This window comes from Limosilactobacillus avistercoris, from assembly GCF_014836425.1.
In the GTDB taxonomy this organism is placed as follows: Bacteria; Bacillota; Bacilli; order Lactobacillales; family Lactobacillaceae; genus Limosilactobacillus; species Limosilactobacillus agrestimuris.
On the sequence record NZ_JACSQW010000007.1, the window covers coordinates 64,876 to 84,458 of the forward strand.

Annotated in this window: 15 protein-coding genes and 3 pseudogenes; 11 read left to right on the plus strand and 7 right to left on the minus strand. The window is 40.2% G+C overall.

Features of this window, described 5'->3' with window-relative positions:
* Positions 1-82: 82 nt before the first annotated feature.
* On the minus strand, positions 83-1,516 hold the full coding sequence (locus H9564_RS03980) for a C69 family dipeptidase (RefSeq protein ID WP_191684232.1): 1,434 nt from the start codon (positions 1,514-1,516) through the stop codon (positions 83-85).
* Between the two features lie 107 nt (positions 1,517-1,623).
* Positions 1,624-2,130: a Cys-tRNA(Pro) deacylase gene (gene ybaK, locus H9564_RS03985; protein ID WP_191684233.1), complete on the minus strand. Its 507-nt coding sequence runs from the start codon at positions 2,128-2,130 to the stop codon at positions 1,624-1,626.
* A 127-nt stretch (positions 2,131-2,257) separates the two neighbouring features.
* Between ybaK and H9564_RS03990 the strand changes: the two genes are divergently transcribed.
* Positions 2,258-2,989, plus strand: coding sequence for a GntR family transcriptional regulator (locus tag H9564_RS03990; protein WP_191684234.1), 732 nt, complete (start codon positions 2,258-2,260; stop codon positions 2,987-2,989).
* Positions 2,990-3,039: 50 nt separating this feature from the next.
* Here the strand turns inward: H9564_RS03990 and H9564_RS03995 are convergent, their stop codons facing one another.
* Complete coding sequence (locus tag H9564_RS03995) at positions 3,040-4,116, minus strand: acyltransferase family protein (protein ID WP_191684235.1); 1,077 nt, start codon at positions 4,114-4,116, stop codon at positions 3,040-3,042.
* 264 nt (positions 4,117-4,380) lie between these two features.
* Here H9564_RS03995 and H9564_RS04000 point away from each other — a divergent pair, with 264 nt between their 5' ends.
* The 3 genes and pseudogenes from H9564_RS04000 (at position 4,381) to H9564_RS04010 (ending at position 9,368) form a co-directional block, all read left to right on the plus strand.
* Positions 4,381-6,792, plus strand: coding sequence for a phosphoketolase family protein (locus H9564_RS04000; RefSeq protein WP_191684236.1), 2,412 nt, complete (start codon positions 4,381-4,383; stop codon positions 6,790-6,792).
* A gap of 169 nt (positions 6,793-6,961) precedes the next feature.
* A pseudogene (locus H9564_RS04005) lies at positions 6,962-8,309 on the plus strand (APC family permease).
* Between the two features lie 156 nt (positions 8,310-8,465).
* Complete coding sequence (locus tag H9564_RS04010) at positions 8,466-9,368, plus strand: ROK family protein (RefSeq protein ID WP_191684237.1); 903 nt, start codon at positions 8,466-8,468, stop codon at positions 9,366-9,368.
* Between the two features lie 60 nt (positions 9,369-9,428).
* On the opposite strand, the gene H9564_RS04015 is transcribed toward H9564_RS04010, so the two are convergent.
* Positions 9,429-9,893: an Rrf2 family transcriptional regulator gene (locus H9564_RS04015; RefSeq protein WP_191684238.1), complete on the minus strand. Its 465-nt coding sequence runs from the start codon at positions 9,891-9,893 to the stop codon at positions 9,429-9,431.
* A 169-nt stretch (positions 9,894-10,062) separates the two neighbouring features.
* On the opposite strand from H9564_RS04015, the gene H9564_RS04020 reads away from it, so the two are divergent.
* From H9564_RS04020 to H9564_RS04040, 5 genes and pseudogenes are all read left to right on the plus strand, one after another.
* Complete coding sequence (locus tag H9564_RS04020; protein ID WP_191684247.1) at positions 10,063-10,965, plus strand: glycine betaine ABC transporter substrate-binding protein; 903 nt, start codon at positions 10,063-10,065, stop codon at positions 10,963-10,965.
* A gap of 30 nt (positions 10,966-10,995) precedes the next feature.
* Positions 10,996-11,646 carry an ABC transporter permease gene (locus H9564_RS04025; protein WP_191684239.1) on the plus strand — a complete coding sequence of 217 codons (651 nt, stop codon included), beginning with the start codon at positions 10,996-10,998 and terminating at the stop codon, positions 11,644-11,646.
* Positions 11,621-12,391, plus strand: a complete 771-nt coding sequence (locus H9564_RS04030) for an ABC transporter ATP-binding protein (protein ID WP_191684240.1) — start codon at positions 11,621-11,623, stop codon at positions 12,389-12,391. Before H9564_RS04025 ends, H9564_RS04030 begins: the two co-directional genes overlap by 26 nt.
* A complete protein-coding gene (locus H9564_RS04035) occupies positions 12,384-13,040 on the plus strand; it encodes an ABC transporter permease (protein ID WP_191684241.1) in 657 nt (218 codons plus the stop codon). The genes H9564_RS04030 and H9564_RS04035 overlap by 8 nt, the downstream gene beginning before the upstream one ends.
* Positions 13,037-13,994: pseudogene (locus H9564_RS04040) on the plus strand (zinc-binding dehydrogenase). The gene H9564_RS04035 and the pseudogene H9564_RS04040 overlap by 4 nt, the downstream one beginning before the upstream one ends.
* Positions 13,995-14,229: 235 nt before the next feature.
* On the opposite strand, the gene H9564_RS04045 reads toward H9564_RS04040, so the two are convergent.
* Positions 14,230-16,155, minus strand: a complete 1,926-nt coding sequence (locus H9564_RS04045; RefSeq protein ID WP_191684242.1) for a GTP-binding protein — start codon at positions 16,153-16,155, stop codon at positions 14,230-14,232.
* Positions 16,152-16,631: a universal stress protein gene (locus H9564_RS04050; RefSeq protein ID WP_191684243.1), complete on the minus strand. Its 480-nt coding sequence runs from the start codon at positions 16,629-16,631 to the stop codon at positions 16,152-16,154. Before H9564_RS04050 ends, H9564_RS04045 begins: the two co-directional genes overlap by 4 nt.
* A 206-nt stretch (positions 16,632-16,837) precedes the next feature.
* Here H9564_RS04050 and H9564_RS04055 point away from each other — a divergent pair, with 206 nt between their 5' ends.
* Both H9564_RS04055 and H9564_RS04060 read left to right on the plus strand, forming a co-directional pair.
* Positions 16,838-17,851 (plus strand): lipoate--protein ligase, encoded by a 1,014-nt coding sequence (locus H9564_RS04055; RefSeq protein WP_191684244.1) that lies wholly within the window; start codon positions 16,838-16,840, stop codon positions 17,849-17,851.
* Between the two features lie 97 nt (positions 17,852-17,948).
* Entirely contained in the window at positions 17,949-18,413 is a 465-nt protein-coding gene (locus H9564_RS04060; protein ID WP_191684245.1) for a hypothetical protein, read from the plus strand.
* Positions 18,414-18,862: 449 nt separating this feature from the next.
* Here H9564_RS04060 and H9564_RS09405 read toward each other — a convergent pair.
* A pseudogene (locus tag H9564_RS09405) lies at positions 18,863-19,583 on the minus strand (IS66 family transposase); the annotation flags it as partial.

The window sequence follows — 19,583 nt, forward strand, 5'->3', positions numbered from 1 at the left end:
CACATGAAACAACATAAATCCCCACTAGATTCACAGAAAACAATGAACCTAGTGGGGATTTGACTTTATTGATAAAAATTAATTACAGATTCTTATCCATAATGAATGTCAGTTTAGAAAGCTCAAGGCCATGCATAATCAAAGAACTCATCAATCCTTTAGTCCGCTTGGCCATTTCTGCGACCATCTTATGTGTTTCGTCGCTGAGATAAGCGCAAGCATCTTTATCACTCATTCCCTTAACCTTTGGGGCAACTTCATTAACCCACCGGTAGAGGTATTCACGTGAATCCTTTAAGTAGTTGAGATCGTCTTGAGCAAATTCAGCATGGTGAGATTCGACGATCATGGAAAGAGCCCGGTACATCCAGTAAGCACTCTTCAAATCCATGTTAAGCTTCTTTGGAGTTTCGCGGTAACTTACATCAATGTCATCAGCGTTTCCAAAGAATGGAATATAAGGGGTAAAGGTAGGAATACCGAAACTCATCCACATAATGGTTGATGCGGCTTCTGGTAAATCGTTTCGTACTTGAAGAACATGTGAGTTTTGTGTCCGGTTGAGTGAGATTGGCCGGAAGAGGTGTTTTTGTTCTTCTGTACCATGACCCAGCGGATCATAAGGAGTGCCTTGATAATGACTACTTAAAATCTTTTGGACATCAGCAAGGGTAATCCGGTGATTAGTCCGCATAATAAATGGAAGGTCAAAATCAAGGGGATCTTGTTCCACACTAGGGTTAAGAACCTTGTGACCATACCATTGCCGTGGTGTATTGTAATGTTGATCAAAGACGTCAGCGGTTCCAAAAATATGACGGAAATCCCAGCCGTACTTATCTGGATTAAGGTGATTCTTTTCGACAAATTCTTGAATACCTTCTGACCACATAAAGTTATTTGGATCATTAAAGTCTACTTGTTGAATTGCTACCCGGTTACCAGTTACCGCATAGGCATCATCTGGAATTCGTTCAGCTACCCAGTGATGGCCAGTAACGATTTCCATGTACCAAACGTCATTCTTATCACTAAAGATAACCCCGTTACCTTCAGCAGAACCATACTTGGCAATCAATTGGCCGAGGTATTTAACACCATCTTTAGCACTATTGATGAATGGAAGTGTTGCGGCAACAATGAGGTCTTCATTGATCCCAGTTTCAGTATTTAGTGGATCACAGGCAAGAACACGTTCGTTAGCGTAAACACTTTCAGTAGCGCTCATGCCGACATTTTTTTCGTTAAAGCCACTTTCGTCAAAGACACCTTCAGTCTTGTAGTTAACGTTTGGTGTCCCTTGGTATCGGTAACCGTCAGCTGGACGGTCAACAACACACTTGTTTAAGTATGCCTTTACCTGGTTTGGGTGATTATGGTAAGCAGGATAAGTAACAAAACGTTGTGGCGTTAATGGGCCAAACGTATCATCATTTCGTGCTGCCATTGTGGAACCATCAATTGTGGCTTCCTTACCAACCAAGACTGTGGTACAAGCAGATAAGTTTTTCTTCATTTATTTCAAGACCTTTCTAGATAAAACATAAAAATTTGGTTATTATCATTTTAAACTTCTTAATACTGCTTAGCAATTTATCTATTTTATTTAAAAAATTACTAGTATTAGGAATGTTGTTCAAGATCGGCAAATTCAGCATGAACTAAATTAGCTAGGTCCTCAGCGTTTAACTTAACTGACCGCCCAATCTTTCCGGAAGAAACGTAAATTTCACCTTGTTCTTTCGCTTCATTATCAATAAAGATCGGATATTGGAACTTTTCGTAAATTCCAACTGGCGTGTTAGCTCCATGAACATACCCCGTTGTCTTTAAAAGTTTCTTTAGCGGAACCATATTTACTTTCTTGTTCCCAGAAACCTTAGCGAGCTTTTTTTCGTCAAGGTGTTGATCAATTGGGATAATACCAACAAGTGGCCCAGTAACATTACCAGAAAGGACAAGTGTTTTATAGATGTGGTGTTCATCAACTCCAGTGTGATCCACCGTCATAGAACAGACATCACCATCTTGGTGAGTGGGAAATTCTGCTTGTTCATAGGCAATTTTATTTTTATCCAGAATTTGTTCAACTTGGGTTTTCTTCATTTTACTTTTTTTCTTTTTACTCATGGTAAATATTAGCCTCCATTTTTGTGGGACGAACCAATTTTTAGTGAAATAGATCCCAATTTTAAATAGGTCTGCTATACTAGAAACAGCATTAATCGTCTATCAAATAATCCGAGGAGTAAATGACATGGCAGATTTAGTATACCGCTCCGTGATGAGTGATATAAAACAAAAAATCCTAGCAAACCAATATCCGGGGATGAAATTACCCGATGAGCGAAGTCTTAGTGCAAGCTATAAAGTAAGCCGTAGTTCAATCAAACGCGCACTTGGGGTTTTAGCCCAGCAGGGAATCATCTTTAAGAAACGTGGTTCAGGAACATTTATTAATCCATTATACCTAAAAAACCGTTCGTTATTTCGCTATGAAGGAAGTAACTTAGGAGTTACTGATAGCTTTAAGTTTGGGGATAAAAAGCAAAGTATTAAGTTAATGGACTACCAAGTTATTCCAGCAAGCCAAGATCTACAACAGGATCTCTTTCTTGATGATAATGATTTTGTTTATAAGATCAAACGGCTTCGTTTAATTGACGATCAACCGTTTATTATTGAAACAGGGTATATTCCAATAAAAATTATTCCAACGCTTTCACCCGTTATTGTTAAAAGCTCAATTTTTAACTACTTGGAAACAGCTAAGGGTAAGCGAGTTACCAAGTCCTTTATGTCAATTAGTGTGGCTCCATCAAAGGCAGATGATCGACGGCTTCTTAAACTAAAGCCAACTGAACCAGTTGCTATTATGGAGGGGGTCTTCTTCTTGGATGACGGGACACCGTTTGAAGTATCTAACATGCGGGTTCACTATCGGTACATGAAGTACGATACATTTGTAAGTTTGGATCAGGAAAATTAGCTGTTTAGAAGACAAAAGATTGGGTCTGGAAATTTCCAGACCCAATCTTTTTAATTTTTAAGCTTAAACCAGAGCTTATAGAAACCATAGGCTGAGGCGAAAGAACAGGTTACGGTAAGTAGGTAAATAACGACTAATAACAGAAGTGGATTAAAGACTGACCAAATGCCTTTACCTAACTGCCAAATCCAGTATAGCCAAAAGACGTGTGAAAGATAAGCACGGTGCGCATAGTCTGCAATGTGATGACAACGAGCTAACCAATAACTGCGACTGTGAATATGGTGGAGGTGGAACGCAGCAACAGCAAGAATGGCTGTAAGGTTATAGAACAGCATTGATGGAAGGTAGTAGGGAGCATTAGTGAATTTAACTGGGAGACCAAATGCAAAGAAATTATGAGTAACGAATACATAGAGCAGTCCCCAACAAATTAAGATTAACCACCAAAATTTAGAGAGAAGAGGAAACAGTTGCCTGTGGAAACACCAAAGAAGGGTACCGAAAATTGCAAAGGCGAAAAAACTGGGAAAGACACGGTCAAGAAGGTACCAGTCATGATCGTGGGGACCGTGAAATACTTGGAATTCATACATCAAGTGCCAACAGAATTGAAAAATAATTGCTAGGGCAAGAGTAAGCCAGCCACGTTTACTATTATTGTTAACCCACCTAGCGATCCACCAGAATAGTGGGGTAATAATGATAAATTGGAGCATCATGACGTTATACCAAAGGTGTTGGGCGGCATTACCGTTAATGAATTGCCAGCAAAAAGTTCCTAAATTAGTGTAAGGACGTCCCCGTTGTAATTGGGGAGTAAGAAGTAAGTAGGCGAAGGTCCACCAAATTGACGGAATAAATAGCATGTGCCAGCGATTTCGCATGTATAGAGGATAGTTCATCATTGTCGCTCCAGGGTTTGTCCGAATTGTGGAATACATAATTCCAAAAATGAACATTGGTGCTGCATATTTAACTAATTCATATATTCCGCCAAATAAGAATTCTTGAGAACCTTTCGTGGCTTCGTGCATTACAACCGTTAATACTGACTGCAACATTACTGCTAATACTGCAAATGTTTTTGCATAATCTCCAACATCAGCTGGATACAAATGCTTCATGTTAGGTCTCCTCTGTAAACTAAATTTAATATAATTTTTCTGATGAATAGTATACAATAGTTGCTGTTACGTGTAATGGCGGATAGCTAAAAGCCGTGCCAATCTTAATTGTCAAAGTTCAATTTCAAAATTGGATCGGATCAATTTTGAAAAAGGTTGACTTTTTGTTTAAATCCGTTATTATTGTTATTGTAAATTTGAATGATTTACGTATTGTTTAACCGCAAGAACGTATTTATTTATTCAGAAGGAGTGTTTATTAGAATGGCAGTAGATTACGATTCCAAGAAGTACTTGGAAAGTGTTGATGCTTACTGGCGTGCAGCCAACTACCTTTCAGTTGGTACTTTGTTCTTAATGGGCGACCCATTATTACGCCAACCTTTGAAGGCTGAAGATGTTAAGCCTAAGCCAATTGGTCACTGGGGTACTATTGTTCCTCAAAACTTCATTTACGCACACTTGAACCGTGTAATTAAGAAGTACGACCTTGACATGTTCTACATTGAAGGTTCAGGTCACGGTGGCCAAGTTATGGTTAACAACTCATACTTGGATGGTTCATACACTGAAATTTATCCTGAATACACACAAGATACTAAGGGAATGGCTAAGTTATTTAAGCACTTCTCATTCCCAGGCGGTACTGCATCACACGCCGCACCAGAAACTCCAGGTTCAATCCACGAAGGTGGGGAACTTGGTTACTCACTTTCACACGGTGTTGGTGCTATCTTAGATAACCCAGATGTTATCGCCGCTGTTGAAATTGGTGATGGTGAAGCTGAAACTGGTCCATTAATGGCATCATGGTTCTCAGACAAGTTCATCAACCCAGTTAAGGATGGTGCGGTATTACCAATCATCCAAGTTAACGGATTCAAGATTTCTAACCCAACTATCCTTTCACGGATGAGCGACGAAGAACTTACTAAGTACTTCGAAGGTATGGGCTGGAAGCCTTACTTCGTATCAGCTTACAAGGAAGCTGACCGTGATGGTGAATTCAATGGCTACAAGCCACACATGGAAGTTCACGAACAAATGGCTAAGACTCTTGATACTGTTATCGAAGAAATCAAGGCTATTCAAAAGAACGCTCGTGAAAACAATGATGAATCATTACCACAATGGCCAATGATCATCTTCCGTGCTCCTAAGGGTTGGACTGGTCCTACTAAGGATCTCGATGGTAACCCTATCGAAAACTCATTCCGTGCTCACCAAATTCCTATTCCGGTATCACAAGATGACATGGAACACAAGGACATGCTTGTTGACTGGATGAAGTCATACAAGCCTGACGAATTGTTTGACGAAAACGGTCACCCAGTTGCTCTTGTTGAAGAGAACACACCAGAAGGTAACCGTCGGATGGCTATGAACCCTATCACTAACGGTGGTATCGATCCTAAGCCACTTGTATTGCCAAACTACCGTGACTTTGCTGTTGACGTTCAAACTCCAGGTTCTGTTGTAAAGCAAGACATGCTTGAATGGGGTAAGTACCTCAGCAAGATGGCTGAATTGAACCCAACTAACTTCCGTGGATTCGGTCCTGATGAATCTAAGTCAAACCGTCTTTACGCATTCCTTGACAATGACAAGCGTCAATGGATGGAAGGTATTCATGAACCAAACGATGAAAACCTTGCTCATGAAGGTCGGATGATCGATTCACAACTTTCAGAACACCAAGCTGAAGGTTTCCTTGAAGGTTACACTTTAACTGGTCGTCACGGTTTCTTCGCTACTTACGAAGCATTCGGTCGTGTTGTTGACTCGATGCTTACTCAACACATGAAGTGGTTACGTAAGGCTAAGGATCTCTACTGGCGTCACCAATACCCAGCATTGAACTTCGTTGATACTTCAACTGTATTCCAACAAGATCACAACGGGTACACTCACCAAGATCCAGGTCTTTTAACTCACATGTTTGAAAAGGAACGTCCAGACCTTGTTAAGGAATACTTACCTGCAGATACTAACTCATTAATGGCTGTATCTAACAAGGCATTTAACGACCAAGAATGCATTAACATTTTCGTAACTTCAAAGCACCCACGTGCACAATGGTTCTCCATTGATGAAGCTACTGAATTAGTTGACAATGGTCTTGGTTACATCAACTGGGCTTCTACTGACCAAGGTAGCGAACCAGATGTTGTCTTTGCGTCAGCAGGTACTGAACCAACTGAAGAAACTCTTGCTGCTATTGACATTCTTCATGACAACTTCCCTGAATTGAAGATTCGTTACATCAACATCGTTGAAATCATGAAGTTGATGAAGCAAGACAAGAACCCAGAAGGTTTGTCTGACGCAGAATTCAACCAATACTTCACTACTGACAAGCCAGTTATCTTTGCATGGCACGGTTTCCGTGACATGATCCAAGCATTGTTCTTCGATCGTGCTAACCGGAACGTTCACATTCACTCATACGAAGAAAATGGTGACATCACCACTCCATTCGACATGCGTGTATTGAACGAACTTGACCGTTTCCACCTTGCTAAGGATGCTATCCAAAACGTACCTGGTTACGAACAAAAGGCTGCTGCTTTTGTTGCCAAGATGGACAACATGATCAACAAGCACAACCACTACATCCGTTCAGAAGGTAAGGACTTACCAGAAGTTACTAACTGGACTTGGAAAGGTCTTAAGTAATCACTGTTGATTACTAATTAAACACTTAATAAGTAAAAGAATGACTAGAGAGATAATATGTTCTCTAGTCATTTTTCTTTTTTAAATGAAGATTTGTAAAACGGTTACAAAAAGATTACAATTTAAATGTAGATATAATTTTTGTTATAAAAGATTGAGGGTGAAAATCATTAGTAGGAAAGTATCAAGTCCTAAAAAGTTATCTTTTATTTCAATTTACTTTTTAGGCATTAATGGTGTTATTGGTTCCGGAGCTTTTTGCTACCACAAGTAATTTATCGGGATATGAATCTCGCTGGTGTAGTAGTATTGCTATGTGCTGCAATTACAGTTAGTATGGTTGCTTTATGCTATGCTGATCTGTCTAGCTGGTTTACTGGTTCAGGCGCAGCATGGTTATATTCGTATAATGCCTTTGGTCGCTTCTGGGGTTATGAATTAGGAATCTTCACGTGGCTTTTAGGTTGTTGTACACTATCAGCGGAAGTAGTTGCATTATTAACAACGCTGAAGAGTTTCTTGCCGATTTTTAGTAATCATTGGGTATATTATGGTTCAGTCTTTGGTTTGATCTTATTCTTCTCGATTATTAACTTCTATGGGCGAACGATTGTTAAGTTTGTCGATAATCTTTCATCGGCAGCAAAGATGATTACAATCATTGTTTTCATTGTTGTCAGGGTCTTTTGTATTCATTTTGCTAATTTTTCACCAGTTATCCCGCATGCAGCAATGACTGGTGCGATGCCATTAATTAAGCATTTTGGCTCTACCTTTAGTGTTGTATTCTATATGTTTACTGGATTCTCGTTTATTCCGATTGCTGCTAAGCAGATGAATGATCCTGAAAAAATATTCCACGGGTCTTAATTGCTGTTATGATCAGTGTAACAATTTTGTATTCATTAATGATGCTTGTTGCAATTGGAATTTTAGGAACTAGCATGGTGAAATATAGTACGCCAATTGCGAATGCCTTTAATGCTGGTGTTGGTAAGTGGGGTTACATCTTGGTTATTGCCGGAATGCTTATTAGTATTTTTGGAGTGGCATTTACCGCTTCATTTAATACCCCATCCTTGATTGCATCGTTAGCGAGTGAACACGCAATGTTACCAAAGTGGATCGGAAAGAAGAACTTACATGATGCTCCATGGGTAGCGATTATCTTTACTGCAGTTATTTCACTTCTTTTGGTAACTCAATCTTACCTCTTCTTGGTATCTTGTATTGTTCTTGCTTCGTTTATTCAATATGTACCATCGATTTTGGCAGTAATTAAGTTTAAACACACCAATGAATTTCCAAATCATGGCTTTAAGTTACCAGGTAAGTACATAATTCCTGCACTAGCCTTGCTAATTTCTTGCTACATGGTAACTAACTTTACAATTAAGACAATTACAGTTGGTGTTATTGTTGCTGTTTTAGCTGCTGTTTCGTACTTCTTTATTGAACGTGATGAAAAGCACGAAGCGCGGCACCAAGCTAAACTTCAAGCGATGAAGCAAAGGTAACTAAAAGGATAAATAGTTCAGGGGTTAATTCTAATGATCCCTGAACCTTTTACTTTGGTGAGTCAAATGTTTATAAAGATGGAGACTTGATCTGCTACCTTCTCGACAAGAGTTGTGTATAATATTAATGATAACTGAAGCGAGGTGTTTGTTAGTATGCAACGACAGTATCTGAGTATTGATATTGGTGGAACAACAATAAAGAGTGCACGAATTGATCATTCTGGAAATATTATGACCAAAGGAAAACTAATGACACCGCGTTCTAAGGATGCTTTTATTCAAGCACTTCAAACGATTATTCGTGAGAATCCGATAATTGCAGCTGTTTGCGTAAGTGTTCCGGGAATAGTAGATCCGCAGACTGGTAATGTTCAGTTTACGGGAGTCTTAAGTTACATGGGTGAATTTCACTTAGCTGAATACCTTGAAAAAACTACTAAATTACCAGTTTATGTGGGAAATGATGCCAACTGTGCAACGTTAGCTGAGTTATGGTTAGGAAACTTAGTCGGGGTAGATGACGGAGCTGTCATCACTCTCGGGACTTCTGTTGGTGGTGGAATTGTAATTAATGGGAAACTCTTGCATGGTCCCCATAGTCGAGCAGGGGAATTGAGCGCAATTGTGACTAACCGTGATGATCCTGACGTTGAACAACGGACAGTTGGAGCTACCACGTCAGCAGTTAAGATGGTTGAAATGATTGCTCGAGTATGTAAACTCCCTGATCCCACCGATGGTCGGCAAGCTTTTCAAAAAATTTCTGCACACGATCCGCTTGCCTGGGAAATTTTTGAAGAATATTGTCGTCGCGTAGCCTACCTGATTATTGATCTTCAGGCGGTATTAGATCTTGAAGTAGTGCTGATTGGTGGAGGGATTAGTGTCCAACCGATTTTAATTAAAGAAATTAAAACTCAATTTGTTAAAGTCCAAAAAAGTGATCGTCGGCTAATGGCTGATATTGCAATGCCGGTTATTAAAGCAGCTAACTTTGGCAATGAGGCTAACCTTCTCGGCGCCCTTTATGGCTTACTTTTAAAAATTGAAAATTAAATTATAGAGAACCCCTAAGTCGACTTTTACCGATTTAGGGGGTTCATTTTAAACGGTTTATTATTTCAAATTACTACCGATTAATTTTTGTGGATCCTTTTCACTCTGCTTAACAAGGATTAAATTAAGAACATCCTGGAGAGAAGTTGCTGCTAACTTTGCTTTTGCAGCTGTTTCTGCTTGTTGGTAGAATTCACTTAAAGTTGATTGAATATTACCACCAACAATACATTCGGGATTTGTTTTAGGATCAATTGTGAAAATATGTTGTTCCTCTTCGACAGCAAGAAAAATGTCATAAAGAGAAATATCTTTTGGCTCACGCATTAATTTGGGGTCAGCAGAACCATGGACTGTCTTTATTAAACCGGCACTCCTTAACTTTCCCATTAACCGACGAACGACTACTGGAGACGTTTCGATGCTTCTTGCAATGTTTTCACTACTTAATGGTAGTTTACCCTTATAGGTTTCAATAAAAGCGAGAATGTGGATGCTGTCGCTAAAACGGGTCGATATCCGCACACTAACCATTCCTTTCTACATATTAATTGTAACAATTTTAGTTACAATTATCTAGTGGGTAATTATCTTTCTTCCTTGACAAAGGAAATGCAGTAATATATATTTTAAACTGTTTAACAAGATGATGAAACTTTTTTAGTTACTAATATACGAGGGTGAGAATATGATTATCCGTTTAAGAAAATTAGTGCTTAGTTTGGCACTTGCTTTAGGAGCCTTGATAGTTACTGGTAGTTTACCGGTTAATGTAAGCGCCAGTAGTAAGCCGATCATTGTAGGATCTAAGAGCTTTTCGGAGAGTAAAACGGTTAGTGAGATCTATGCGTTAGCTTTAGAGCATGCTGGGTATAAGGTCGTTCGAAAGCCAAATATTTCTAATTCAGTTGTTTACCGAGCAGTTAAGACTGGACAGATTGATGTTTATCCAGAATATACAGGAACAATCGTTGAGGCTTACCTGAAAAAGAGTGCTAGTGGCAAGAATGCTTCGCAAATGGCATCCTTGGCGCAAAATGGTGTGGAAAAAGATGGCCTTGTAACATTCAACTATGCGCCAGGTGATAACCGGCAAGGGATTGGGATGCGGTCAAGCGTCGCCAAGAAGTACCATATTAAGACACTCAGCGATCTACAAAAGAATGCTTCAAAGATTCGCTTTGTTTCTCAGGGGGAATTTGACAAACGAGCCGATGCATTACCTGAGATGAATAAGAAGTATGGTAAATACAACTTTAAATCTCATAAGGACTATGATGATAGCCTTAAGTACAAGATTATGTCCCAGAATAAGGGGGATGCGGCACCGGTATCAACAACTGATGGTCAACTGGCTACCAGTAAGTTTACTCTCTTAAAAGATGATAAGGGATTATGGGCGCCATATAATTTAGTCCCGTTGGTCAACAAGAAGGCAGCAAAGAGTCACCCGAAGATGGAAAAGACCTTAAACCAGGTTGATGCGAAGTTAACGACTAAGCAACTGACAGCCCTTAATAAAAAAGTTGATGTCGATGGTCAAAATTACAAGACAGTTGCTAAGAACTGGTATAGTGAACATGTTTTGAATCATTAGTATTTTAAAAGAAGAGGAGGAAAGAACGCGTTGTTAACCCAGATTATTCATTATTTTCAAACTGATAGTAGCCAGTATTGGCTATACGTCTGGCAACATATTTACCTTAGTTTGATTACCCTCTCAATTGCAATGATCATTGCGTTGCCACTAGGGTATATTGGTTCACGGATAAAAACAGTTGCAGCTTTTTGTACTGCTTTTGCACAGGTATTAAGGATTATCCCTAGTTTGGCATTGCTGTTCCTACTAATTCCGTTTATTGGAACAGGGATGCTTCCCGCCTTGATTGCCCTTGTTATTTTAGCATTGCCTTCTCTCTTGATTAACACAATCCTTGGTTTTAACGAGGTTAGTCTATTATATGAAGAAGTCGGGACAGCACTAGGAATGGATCGACGTCAGTTAAGACGACAAGTTGAGATCCCGCTTGCCCTTCCTTATATCTTAAATGGGATTAAGTTAGCACTTGTTGAAATTATTGCGAGTGCTACTTTAGCTACCTATATTGGAGCTGGTGGTTTAGGAACGTTAATTTTTACTGGTTTAGGATTATATGATATGACCTATGTTGTTATTGGCGGTGTTAGTGTAGCGATCCTTTCGTTGCTTTCGATGATCGGATTTGATTTTTTAATTAGGAGGATCCAGCGATATGACAGAGCCAGTTATTCAATTTAAAAATGTTCAGAAGCGGTTTGGGAAGAATATCATAATTCCTGATTTAAGTTTTACAATTAACCGTGGTGAATTTGTTACCATTCTTGGTTCTTCTGGTTCAGGGAAAACGACAACCCTGAAAATGGTTAATGGACTTTGGAAACCCGATGCTGGTGAGATCTTAATTAATGGTCAGAAAATAAGTAGTCTTGACCTAGTAAAGCTGCGTCGACACATGGGGTATGTCGTCCAACAAATTGGCCTCTTTCCGCACATGACCATTGCAGAGAACATTGCGGTTGTGCCTAAGATGTTACGTTGGGATCAGGAAAAAATTGAACAGCGAGTTGAAAAGCTCCTTGATCTGGTCCAACTCGATCCGCAAAAGTATGCAAAGCGCTATCCAAACCAACTTTCGGGAGGGCAGCAACAGCGGATTGGCGTGGCGCGGGCATTAGCTGTTAATCCACCGTTCGTTCTCTTTGATGAACCATTCGGAGCATTAGATGCATTGACAAGGATTGAATTACAAAAAGAGATTAAACGGATTCACGAATCATTAGCTGATAAGACTTTTATGTTTGTAACGCATGATATCAATGAAGCGCTTTTTCTTGGTCAGCGGGTAATGGTAATGCATGAAGGCCAGATCGAACAGTTTGCCACACCGGAAGAGATTGTCACCTACCCAGCGACGTCTTTTGTGAGGGAGCTATTAGGAACAGTTCAGCAGAATCAAAGTCTTTGGGGGAACTACCATGATTGAGTACTGGAAAACTAACTGGCCAATTATGGTAGTCGATTTACAACAGCATGCAACTATGGTTTTAGCTTCTTTAGGGATTGCTTTGGTAATTGCAGGGGTAATTATTATTTTGCTGATGCACCGGAAAAACTGGCTGAATGGGTTAGTCTACTTTTTCTCCTTGCTTTACTCTGTTCCTAGTTTTGCCTTTTTTACCCTTCTATTACCTGTTTCCGGCTTGGGAATGCGAACAGCCATTATTGTTCTAACATTGTATTGTGAGTACGTACTCTTAAGAACATTTATTACTGGAATCCGAGAAGTTGATCCATCCCTGGTTGAAGTTGCGAAGGGGATGGGGATGACAGCACAACAGGTCTTCTTCAGGGTGCAGCTTCCCCTTGCCACACCAGCAATTTTTAGTGGATTGCAAGTTGCCCTTGCATCGACAATGGGCATTGCAACAATTGCCGCCACGATTAATGCAGGGGGACTTGGCCAATTATTATTTGAGGGCCTTCAATCGCAACAAGTTGTTCCAATTCTATGGGGCACTCTTTTAACGGTCATCTTAACTCTTGTGTGTGCCGGGATTTTGAAACTAATTGAATGGTTATTAATTCATCGTTGGCAATCGGTCGTTAATCAAAGAAAGGAGAAACGAGCTTGAAAGCAGTTGTAATTAAGAAAGTTGGTGGACCAGAACAACTGGTTTACCAAGATGTTCCTACTCCTAAGGTGAAGCCGGGATGGTCCCTAGTAAAGGTAAAGGGATTTGGAATTAATCATTCAGAGATTTTTACCCGAAAAGGACTCTCACCAACAGTTAAATTTCCCCGGATCTTAGGGATTGAGTGTGTAGGGGAGATCGTCCAAACTACTGATCCAGTTAAATTGCCGGTTGGTTAGATGATAATTTCTATTATGGGTGAAATGGGGCGAGCATTCGACGGTTCATATGCTGAATATGTTCTTCTCCCTAATTCGAAAATCTATCCCAGTAACGACCAATCTACCTTGGAAAACACTAGCAACAGTTCTGGAAACTTATTACACGGCATATGGCTCAATGCTTAATCTTAAATTGACGAAGGATGATTTAGTATTAGTGCGTGGTGTAAGTAGTGGAGTTGGTGTAGCATTCTTAAAACTGGCTAAAGCTTGCTATCCTGGAATTCAAGTAGATGGAACGACAAGGACTAAGGATAAGGTTGCGAGAATGAAAGAGCTGGGCTTTGATGAAGTTATCCTTGATCAAGATGGTAAATTACAAACCGATAAGCACTATTCCAAGGTACTTGAGTTAATTGGCCCAGCAACAATTAAAGAAACTTTTAGTCACCTTGAAGAAGGTGGAATTGTTTGCAGTACGGGACAATTAGGGAACCAATGGTATCTTGAAGAGTTTGATCCCATTTTTGACTTAGCGCCGAATAGTTATTTGACCAGCTTTTATTCGGGAAACGTTAGCGGTAAGAAACTAAACCAATTATTACAAGTAATTGAAGGGCACCACATTAATGTGGAACCAACGAAGGTTTACCGACTTGAGCAGGTTCCGCAAGCACATCAATATTTAGAGAGTCACCATAGTTTAGGAAAAGTAATTGTTTTGAATGATTAGGTTGGACGATGTTTAAAGTAAGAAGAGGATGAAGCTGGGAATTAACTCCCTCGAGAGCCTGGTTGGCTAACCTAGAACGATGAATGATGATGGAATCATCAAAATCGTTCGTAGTTAGACTCTAAGGCTCTGGTTAATTCCCGCGATTAGACTCTATAAGTTCGGAGACTATCAGTAACGGGTTGAGGCCGGGAAAAAACATTTTGTTTTTTCCCGGCCTCTCCTCTTTTACTTTTTAATCTTGCACATGAGCCATTGTGGGAACTTGATTCCACTTTACCGGATAGCCAGCACCGTGGGCACAAAAAACGGAATCGGGGGTATTAGCTAGATCGGCAGTTGGGTTATAATTTGCGTTTGCAATGATTTCACTCGCATTATGGCACTCTTGATAGCCCATTACAGTTAATTCTAGTTGCCCTTGACCGTGAGTGTAGGCGCGAACAGTTTGCGCGTATTTTCGCATTTCGGTTACCGGTGCCGTTCCAGTAATAACCGTTGTGGAAGAGCTAGAATTATCATTATTGAGCTTAAAAGTCCCGTCCATTTGCTGAATATCATTAATTGCACGACCAACGTGTTCCTGATCAATAGTTAACCGGAATTGGTACCACGGTTCTAATAATTTACACTGACCAGTTTGTTTGAGCATCATTAAGCCTTGGCGAACTGCTCGATAAGTTGCTTCCCGGAAGTCACCACCAACAGAGTGAACAATACTTCCTCGGCCGTTGATTAGGGTAATCTTCGTATCAGTAAGGGGTGCACCGATTAGGACTCCCCGGTGTTCCTTATTATGTAAACTTGTCATTATTTGCTCTTGCCAGTTATGGCTAAGAATGTCGACACTACAGTCAGAGTTAAACTGGAGTCCACTTCCTGTCTTTCCTGGTTCAAGGAGAAGATGAACTTCGGCATAGTGACGAAGTGGTTCAAAATGACCGATCCCGATGACTCTTGAAGCGATCGTTTCCTTGTAAAGAATATTACCTTCATTAAACTCAATATCAATTCCGTATCGTTGGTGGAGAAGTTGTTGAATAATTTCAAGTTGAACTTCACCGATGATTTGAAGGTGGATCTCCTGGAGGTGCGCTGACCACTGGACGTTTAGGTGTGGTTCTTCATCTTCTAACTCCCGTAATGCCAATAAACATTTATGGGGATCAACACCATTTAGTTTAACTGCATAACTAAGAACCGGTTGAATTTCATTTAATGGTTGATCCTTAGCATTTCCCAATCCCTGGCCCGGAAAAGTTGAAGTTAATCCAGTAATTGCACCAACGCCACCAACTGGAATTGCTTGGTTAACAGTAAACTTAGCACCGTTATAAACTCGTAATTGATTTGCTTTTTCATCAGGTAGAATTTCTGCTTTAGCCTTTAGCGTCCCACCGAGGACTCGGACCCAAGTAAGTCGTTCCCCCTTGTTGTCATGAGAAATTTTAAATACCCGTGCTTGAAAATCGGGGGAGAAAGGTGCTTCAATGGTCCATTTGGAGAAGCCGGTAATAAAGTCATCAACACCGGTGAGCTTCAATGCTGCCCCAGAATAGATGGGGAAGACCTTGCGTCGAGCGATAAGTTGACGGATAGTTTCGTCTTTGAGATTACCAGAATCGAGGTAGTCATTTAAAACATCATCATCCGTCATCGCAATTGCTTCAATTCTATCGGCAGTGAGTGGTTCAGTAAATGGGAGGCAAGCAGAAGAAAACTCGGTTTGAAGTTCTTGAATTACCTTATGTGGGTTAGTACCCATCACATCCGTTTTATTAATAAAAATGAAAGTCGGCACTTGATACTTTTTTAGAAGTCGCCAGAGAGTCCTAGTAGAACCCTGGATTCCATCAGTAGCTGAGATGACAAGGATGGCGTAGTCAAGAACAGGGAGCACCTGCTCAGTTTGTCCGGCAAAGTCGACGTGCCCAGGAGTATCGAGTAAGGTTAAATTTAAGTTGTTATAGGTGATACTAGCTTGGTGAGAGAAAATAGTAATTCCCCGTTGTTTCTCTAGAGTATCTGGATCAAGAAAGGAGTCGCCATTATCAACTCGACCGAGTTGGCGTTGTGTTCCTCCGCGGTAAAGAAGTGCTTCCGATAAGGTTGTTTTTCCGGCATCAACATGGGCAACTACACCCGCAACAATTCTTTTCACCGTTCTTCCTCCTGGTGGTTATTTTCAGTTCGTACAACAAGAACATCACACGGAGCGTTTCGGTTAACGTAATTAGTAACTGAACCGAGAACAAACCGTTCGACACTTGATAAGCCAGTTGTCCCAATAACAATCAGGTCGCTATGGTGATCCTTAGGAAAATCTTGGGCAATAACTCGTTTAGGATTTCCAAAACGAATGTGAATGCTGACATCGAGGAGGCCCATTTTCCAGGCAAGCATTTTAAGATCTTCTAGCCGTTCTTCGGTCGTCTTAACTAAATTATATGTTTGATCGGTACTGACTGTTGTACTGGTAATGTAGCCATCAGTGATTTGCCCCACCTGTTCGATCGTGAGGAGATCAAGGTGGGCATGGTTATGGATTGCGGATTTAACGGCAGCGGTGAGTACAGAGATCGTGGCCTTCGATCCATCAATCGCCGCAACGATATTTTTGTATTGCATATCCTTCATCAGACTTACTTCCTTTCAAGTACTTTACCTTAATTATAAGGGTTTAGTTGGAGTGGCAGTTAATAAAATTAGGATTTTTAGTAAATTTAACGTCAATAATTGAAAACGGTTGCAAAGAGGACTAAACTTTACATATAGATTAAAGGACATTTGACCGAATTTAGTCTAATTTTAGTTAGAATCTTCACAAAGGAGTTGCAGTTAATATGCGATATGTTTCAATGACTTCTCATAATATTGGGATGAACCTGGCAACTGAACAGTATTTGATGAACGATAAGGATTTTGGTCGGGAACCATTAGTACTCTTTTATTATGAAGAACCATGTATTATTGTTGGTCGTAATCAGAATACGCTTGAAGAAATCAACCAAGACTATGTTAGAGAACACAATATTAGAGTAACGCGGCGACTTTCCGGTGGGGGTGCTGTCTACCAAGACTTAGGTAATCTTTGTTTTAGCTTTGTTGTTCCTAGTGATAGTGAGGAATTCGGTGATTTTAAGTCCTTTACTAAACCAATCGTTGATGTTTTACATAAAATGGGTGCAACTACCGCTGAAGTTAGTGGGCGGAACGATATTTTAGTTGATGGCAAGAAGTTCTCTGGAAATGCAATGTATTCTCGGAACGGTAAGACCTTCTCTCACGGGACATTGATGTTAAATGTTGATTTAAGTGTTGTTGCGGATGCCCTTCACGTTGCTAAGGATAAGATTGCCTCGAAAGGGATTAAGTCTGTTCGTTCGCGGGTCACTAATCTCCGTCCATTTCTTGATAAAAAGTACCAAGATATCGATGTTCCAACCTTCAGGGATGATCTAATTAAGGGATTATTCCATGTTGACAGTTTAGATGAAATTAAGGATAAGCAATACGTGGTTACTCCTGAAGATCAAAAGGAAATTGATAAGATTTACGAACAATACTACAACAACTGGGACTGGGTTTATGGTAAGTCTCCTGAATTCACGCTTAAGCGGCGGAAGCACTTTGACATGGGAACGATCGATGCTCGGTTGAATGTTAAAGACGGTGTAATCAAAAATATTAAGTTCTATGGTGACTTCTTCGGTCCAGAAGATGTAAGTGCCTTAGCAGAGAAACTTCAGGGTGTTAAGTATGACCATGACGCAATTGCTAAGGTCCTTAATGAAAATGGTACCCAGCAATACATTACCGGGATTCCAACCGATCAGATTGCCGATCTGTTGGCTTAATTGAGCTTTACCGAGATATTTAGTAAAATGTGGTTGATTGATCATTTCCGGATGGTGGATTAGCCACATTTTTGATCCGGTGAGGAGAGACGGAATAATGAAATTAACAGTTGCAGATTATTTAGACCAGCTTAGCGGTGAAAAGACGATTGTAACAGAAACTGAAACAACCACATCAAAGGTTCAACAAAAATCAGTATTAAAAAAAGCGATTGAATCAGTAATTGATGCCCTAGACACAGGTCATTTAGGTAAGTATCAAATTACGATTAGGGTTAAAAAAGGTGATCCTGTTATTTTCCACCTTGATACTAACTTGATTAATATTCCGATGGCAGAGGCAGAACGATTAGATAGAAAACTACTGGATAAGGAAATAACTTATCCTGTAAACCTTTATATGGTGATGGAAAGCGAAGATGTTAATAAGTCAGGATTGCGGATTGACGAGTTAGCAAACGAGACGGACTTGGCAGGGGATGTTGATGTCCTTATTAAGCGCCTTCAAGAATGGCTTGCTGAACACCTGGCAGATGTCATGGAGGCACGAGCTGAGGCGTAAAACTTGCGAAAAAGGTTAATTCGTGTTAAATTATTATTTGCGATGAGTCGAGAGGTCTGGTAGCAACCCTAATGGCTACCATAAGACATTTCGAATGTGGGACACATAACTCACCGGATTGTGAGGTGTCCGGAGGTAGTCGAAGTGGACATCGACTATTTTCCTGAGATAGTATCAATACACGTAAAGAAGCTGGAGTTTTTCTCCAGCTTTTTTTGATCGGTTTGCTTAAGTTTACTAGCTTTATGAAATCGGTTACAATGAAGGTAGTGAATGTCGAGGTGATCAATATGAGAGATTGGTACTTCTTCGGTTACTTTGTTTTATTTGTTTTTCTAGTTTTTATTTACGTATGGAGGATTAGAAATCGCGTAAGCAGTCAATAACGATACGTATTGAAAAAAATGAAAAGGCGTGAGCCGCGGCTTCTTGCGGTTCACGCCCTTTCTCTAGTTATGACATACTTGCTGCACTTCTTCTGCCCACGGTAAAAAAGCCTCAATGTCGCTCCTTTTCTGGTTGGGTAGTCGATCAAACAGGTATTTGAAATACTTATATACATTTAGTTTATTAATTTTCGCTGTTGCTACTAACGTGTAGTAAATCGCATTGGCTTCAGCTCCACGAATGCTTTTCGCAAACAAGCAGTTCTTGCGAACCAAGGTTGTAAAACGGCTCTCTCCTTCTAGCGAGTTATTGCTTAGGGGAATTTGTCCATTTTCAAGAATTCGATAGACTATTGTCCGAAGCCTTAAGGCATTCTTGATGGCTGCACACAGCCGGCCCTGTGGTGAAGTGATACTTTCCAAGTACTGGTAAAACCTATCAAGCAACGGTTTCACATGAGTAATTCTTTGCTGCCGCTTTTCCTCTTCAGTTTAATATACTAATCCGTTTTCCTTATAGAAAACGGCCCCGAGTAGTTTTATCGCATGGAAAGCTTTCGAATACTTTAATTGCTTCTTACTCAGTAATTTAGTGATTCGAATAAACTCCCGGCGAATATGAACTAAGCACGAACCAAATCGGGCATGGGGATATAAACGATTACTGTAACCGCCATAGCCGCCACACATGATAAAGCCCAGATAGTCCTGTCCGATAATATCGCCAATTACTTTTCCTGAGCGTGTATTACGATAGTGAAAAATCACCATCTGATGACGACTA